1 protein-coding gene is annotated in these 334 nt (G+C 64.7%); it reads right to left on the reverse strand.

What is annotated here, in order from left to right; translation table 11 throughout:
* A partial coding sequence (locus H2O73_RS23535; RefSeq protein ID WP_220457699.1) for an ArgS family protein occupies positions 1 to 334 on the reverse strand: 334 nt, incomplete at both ends.

Genomic DNA, 334 nt, shown 5'->3' on the forward strand with positions numbered 1-334 from the left:
TTCTTGATCGGGCGGTCCACATCGTCGCCGTGGGCGGTGGAGCGGAACAGGGTCTGTTCGCGCGGTTCCCAATCCTCCGGCACCTTGCCCTTGGGCGGCTCCAGCGTCCCGCGATAGATCAGGCCCTTGGCGTCCAGATCGGCGATGGCGGCTTCGATCCGGCCGGTGCCGTAAAGGCTCTTTTCCGAGAAGAACCGGTCCATCTTGACGCCGAGGCTGGCGAGATCGGCACGGATCAGGTCCATCATGGCGTCGGTGGCGAAATCGCGCACCTCTGCGAGCCAGAACTGCTCTCCCTTGTCCACGAAGGCGTCGCCGACCTTGTCCTTGAGCG

Origin of the sequence: Vibrio marinisediminis, assembly GCF_014050145.1 — a bacterium.
GTDB lineage: Bacteria > Pseudomonadota > Gammaproteobacteria > Enterobacterales > Vibrionaceae > Vibrio > Vibrio marinisediminis.